The following is a 3,410-nucleotide window of genomic DNA, read 5'->3' as shown; positions in this document are numbered from 1 at the left end:
GCGCAGAAAAAGGGACAGGCCGCGCTGGACAAGCAGAACGCCCCCATGATTGCAGGCGGTATCACGCCCCGGCAGACCAAGTTTGAAACGAACAAGGAGAAGCTGCGGCAGACCATACGCGCCGCGCTGTCTGCGGCGACCTCATTCGAGGACTTTTCCTCTCTGCTGCTGCGGGAGGGCGTGGCCGTCAAGGAGAGCCGGGGGCGGCTATCCTATCTCACGCCGGACAGGACAAAGCCCATTACTGCCCGCAAGCTGGGTGACGATTTTGACCGCACCGCTGTCCTTGCCGTTTTGGAGCAGAACGCCCAGAGGGGCGTAACAGTTCATTCCGTCCCCCAGCCGCAGACCCATGCCGCCGGAGCCGCAGAAAAGACCGAAGCCCTGTCTATCAAAGACCAACTACGGGCAGACAGAGCCGCCAAGACCGCCCCGAAAGAGGACGGTGTGCAGCGGCTTGTGGACATTGAGCAGAAAATGGCCGAGGGCAAAGGCCGGGGCTATGAACGCTGGGCGGCCATGCACAACCTCAAACAGATGGCCGCGACGCTGAATGTGTATCAGGAATACGGCTTCACTTCCCCGGAGCAGTTAGAAGCTGCCGTTGATACCGCCTATCAGGAAATGCGCCAGACCAGCGGCGAACTGAAAACGCTGGAAACGAAGCTGCAAGGGAAAAAGGAGTTGCAGCAACAGGTACTTGCCTACGCCAAGACCAAGCCTGCCCGCGACGGGCTGAAAGCGCAGAAATCCCCCAAAGCCCGCGAAGCATACCGGCAGGCGCATGAGAGCGACTTTATCATAGCCGACGCAGCCGCCCGGTATTTCAAGGCGCATGGCATTACCAAGCTGCCCGCCCGGAAAGCGTTGCAGGACGAGATCGAGCAGCTTGTCTCCAAGAAATCCGGCCTTTATAACACCTACCACGAACAGAAGCAGCGGTATGCGGAGTTGCAGACGGTCAAGCGGAACATCGACCAGATTTTGCGCCGGGAGGAACCCCGCCGCAGAAAGGAGCAGAGCCATGAGCGATAAGCTGCCGAGAATGGACTACCGCCAGCACCGGCGGGCGCGGCGGCTGGTGCATGAGTGCTGTAACTACGACGAGGGAAACTGCCTGCTGTTGGACGACGGGGAGCCTTGCGTGTGCGTCCAGAGCATTTCCCTTTCCCTCATGTGCCGCTGGTTCCGTGTGGCTGTCCTGCCACTTGACGGGGAACTGGCCGCAGCCCTCTTGTACCGGGGGAGCCGGAAACGGTGTGCCGTCTGCGGGGCAGCATTTGTCCCCAAATCCAACCGGGGGAAATACTGCCCCGACTGCGCCGCCAGAGTACGCCGCCGCAAAGAAGCCGAGCGACAGCGCAAACGCTACCACCTTTCTACGCATTTAGGGGCTGTCAAACCCTTGTAAATCAAGGCTTTTTTGCCCGCCCTCAACGGGGGCTTGATACATTTATCCTTTTCCCCCGGAAACGGCGTTCTAAATGCGTACAAACGCCCTAAATCCACCCAAAGGAGGAACCATGTCAGACAACCGAAAATACTACTACCTCAAGCTGAAAGAGAATTACTTTGACGAGGATGCTATCGTGCTGCTGGAAAGTATGCAGGACGGTATCCTCTATTCCAACATTCTCTTGAAACTGTACCTGAAATCGCTGAAAAACGGCGGGAAGTTGCAGCTTGATGAAAATATTCCCTACACCGCGCAGATGATTGCCACCATTACCCGCCAGCAAGTTGGCACCGTAGAGCGAGCCTTGCAGATTTTTATGAAGCTGGGGCTTGTGGAGCCGTTACAGAACGGCGCGTTGTATATGAGCAACATTGAACTGCTTATCGGCCAATCCTCTACCGAGGGGGAGCGGAAACGGCGGGCAAGGCTGGCTTTGCAGGAGCAGAAAGCCTTGCCAAAGGCCGGGGCGGACAAATGTCCACCATATCAAGCGGACATTTGTCCACCAGAGATAGAGATAGAGAAAGAGATAGAGATAGAAAAAGAGAGAGAGCGAGAGTTAGATACGGGACAGCCTGCCCGCGCCGCCTATGGCCGATATGAAAATGTCTTTCTTTCGCAATCAGAACTGGACGGGCTGAAAGCAGACCTGCCCGACAAATGGAACTATTACATTGACCGGCTATCCTGCCATATCGCGTCCAGCGGCAAGCGATACCGCAGCCATGCCGCCACAATCTACAAATGGGCGCAGGAGGACGCAGCCAGGAAATCCCCGAAAAAGGGCATACCAGACTACTCATGCAAGGAGGGCGAGAGTTTATGAAGAACGAAATCAACGCTGTTTTGGAGAATATGACGGCTGCCACCCCGGAGCCGGAGGACTACACCGGCGAGGATGGTTTACTGTACTGCGGCAAGTGCCATAAGCCGAAAGAAGCCTATTTTGCGCCGGATAAGGCCGCTATCTTTGGCCGTGACCGCCACCCGGCAGAGTGCGACTGCCAGAGAGCCGCCCGCGAGGAACGGGAGGCCGCCGAGAAGCGGCGCAGGCACCTTGACACCGTGGAAGAACTGAAACGCCGGGGCTTTACCGACCCCACCATGCGGGACTGGACTTTTGAGAACGACAACGGCAGGAACCCGCAGGCCGGGATTGCCCGCCGGTATGTGGAACACTGGGAGGATATGCGAACCGACAATATCGGCTGCCTGTTCTGGGGCGGCGTGGGAACCGGGAAAAGCTACCTTGCGGGCTGTATCGCAAACGCCCTAATGGAGAAAGAAATCCCCGTCCACATGACAAACTTTGCCCTTATCCTCAACGACCTTGCCGCCAGCTTTGAGAACCGCAACGAGTACATTTCCCACCTTTGCCGCTATCCGCTGCTTATCCTTGACGACTTCGGCATGGAGCGCGGGACAGAATACGGGCTGGAACAGGTTTTCAATGTGATTGACAGCCGTTACCGCAGCGGCAGGCCGCTGATCGTCACGACCAACCTCACGCTGGACGACCTGCGAAACCCGGAGGACACCGCCCATTCCCGGATTTATGACCGCCTGCTTTCCATGTGCGTACCGGTACGCTTTACCGGCGAGAATTTCCGGCAGGAAACCGCACAGCGGAAAATGGAGAGCATGAAGAAACTGATTACCGACTGAAAGGAGTATTTGCCTATGACAGATAACAAGCAGCACGACACCCGCACCGCCCGCCGCCCCGACTGCGTGACGGAAATCCGCATGGGCAATTCCGTCCTTGTCGTGTCCGGCTATTTCAAGAAAGACACTACCACCACCGCCGCCGACAAAATGGCGCGGGTACTGGAAGCGGAAGCCGCTGCTACACAAAAACCGGCGATTTGACAAGCTGTAAAGAAGCAGATTTGACACTTTTGCCGCTATACAACCAGCCCTGTTCCGTGGTACAATGAAACCACGGAATAGTGGG

At 57.0% G+C, this 3,410-nt stretch carries 4 protein-coding genes and 1 pseudogene; all 5 read left to right on the top strand.

Annotated features, from left to right (window positions below):
- Nucleotides 1–1,035 (top strand): annotated as a pseudogene (locus B5F87_RS20190) (relaxase/mobilization nuclease domain-containing protein); the annotation flags it as partial.
- Nucleotides 1,025–1,411, top strand: a complete 387-nt coding sequence (locus B5F87_RS20185; RefSeq protein ID WP_087284436.1) for a cysteine-rich VLP domain-containing protein — start codon at nt 1,025–1,027, stop codon at nt 1,409–1,411. The pseudogene B5F87_RS20190 and the gene B5F87_RS20185, both read left to right, overlap by 11 nt.
- Nucleotides 1,412–1,523: 112 nt before the next feature.
- Entirely contained in the window at nt 1,524–2,282 is a 759-nt protein-coding gene (locus B5F87_RS20180; RefSeq protein ID WP_087284433.1) for a phage replisome organizer N-terminal domain-containing protein, read from the top strand.
- The gene (locus B5F87_RS20175; RefSeq protein ID WP_087284430.1) at nt 2,279–3,121 is read left to right on the top strand and encodes an ATP-binding protein; all 843 of its coding nucleotides are present in this window, start codon (nt 2,279–2,281) and stop codon (nt 3,119–3,121) included. The genes B5F87_RS20180 and B5F87_RS20175 overlap by 4 nt, the downstream gene beginning before the upstream one ends.
- A 15-nt stretch (nt 3,122–3,136) precedes the next feature.
- Complete coding sequence (locus B5F87_RS20170) at nt 3,137–3,325, top strand: transposon-encoded TnpW family protein (protein WP_002571011.1); 189 nt, start codon at nt 3,137–3,139, stop codon at nt 3,323–3,325.
- Nucleotides 3,326–3,410: the final 85 nt, after the last annotated feature.

This window comes from Eubacterium sp. An3, assembly GCF_002159465.1.
GTDB classification, from domain to species: domain Bacteria; phylum Bacillota; class Clostridia; order Lachnospirales; family Lachnospiraceae; genus Anaerobutyricum; species Anaerobutyricum stercoris.
The sequence above is the reverse complement of the archived record's forward strand: the minus strand, read 5'-3'. Positions and strand labels throughout refer to the sequence as shown.

Coding starts and splice junctions, on each gene's coding strand:
- B5F87_RS20185 (WP_087284436.1), top strand. CDS start 1,025: ATGAGCGATAAGCTGCCGAGAATGGACTACCGCCAGCACCGGCGGGCG.
- B5F87_RS20180 (WP_087284433.1), top strand. CDS start 1,524: ATGTCAGACAACCGAAAATACTACTACCTCAAGCTGAAAGAGAATTAC.
- B5F87_RS20175 (WP_087284430.1), top strand. CDS start 2,279: ATGAAGAACGAAATCAACGCTGTTTTGGAGAATATGACGGCTGCCACC.
- B5F87_RS20170 (WP_002571011.1), top strand. CDS start 3,137: ATGACAGATAACAAGCAGCACGACACCCGCACCGCCCGCCGCCCCGAC.